The following is a 1,001-nucleotide window of genomic DNA, read 5'->3' on the forward strand; positions in this document are numbered from 1 at the left end:
GGAGCCATCCTTGAAATACCACCCTGTCGTGCTTGACGTTCTAACCTGGGCCCATTATCTGGGTCGGGGACCGTGTATGGTGGGTAGTTTGACTGGGGCGGTCTCCTCCTAAAGAGTAACGGAGGAGCTCGAAGGTACGCTCAGCGCGGTCGGACATCGCGCACTGTGTGCAAAGGCATAAGCGTGCTTGACTGCAAGATCGACGGATCAAGCAGGTAGGAAACTAGGACTTAGTGATCCGGTGGTTCTGTATGGAAGGGCCATCGCTCAACGGATAAAAGGTACTCCGGGGATAACAGGCTGATACCGCCCAAGAGTTCATATCGACGGCGGTGTTTGGCACCTCGATGTCGGCTCATCACATCCTGGGGCTGTAGTCGGTCCCAAGGGTATGGCTGTTCGCCATTTAAAGTGGTACGCGAGCTGGGTTCAGAACGTCGTGAGACAGTTCGGTCCCTATCTGCCATGGGCGTTGGAGATTTGAGAGGGGCTGCTCCTAGTACGAGAGGACCGGAGTGGACGAACCTCTGGTGTTCCGGTTGTCACGCCAGTGGCATTGCCGGGTAGCTATGTTCGGAAGCGATAACCGCTGAAAGCATCTAAGCGGGAAGCGCGCCTCAAGATGAGATCTCCCGGGGCACAAGCCCCCTGAAGGAACCATGTAGACTACGTGGTTGATAGGTCAGGTGTGTAAGTACAGCAATGTATTGAGCTAACTGATACTAATGATCCGTGCGGCTTGACCATATAACCTCAAGTTGCCTTGGCTTTACGACAACGTCGTAAGAGCATCCAAGTGCACGCTACGTCACAAGAACTATGCGAGGCTGGCGCCTTGTCCCATCGGGACGAGTGCGACTCTCCAAAAGCCTCCCTGGTGAAATTAGCGCTGTGGAACCACCCGATCCCATCCCGAACTCGGAAGTGAAACGCAGCTGCGCCGATGGTAGTGTGGCTCAAGCCATGCGAGAGTAGGTCATCGCCAGGGTTTATACCCAAAA

Annotated in this window: 2 rRNA genes; both read left to right on the forward strand. The window is 54.8% G+C overall.

The annotated features are described in order from the left end of the window. Positions 1–747: ribosomal RNA gene (locus ACX9OW_RS20725) — 23S ribosomal RNA — on the forward strand; the annotation flags it as partial. 126 nt (positions 748–873) lie between these two features. Further along, positions 874–988, forward strand: a 5S ribosomal RNA gene (gene rrf / locus ACX9OW_RS20730). The last annotated feature ends 13 nt before the right edge of the window (positions 989–1,001 follow it).

The sequence above is a fragment of the Stenotrophomonas genospecies 5 genome (assembly GCF_054473825.1).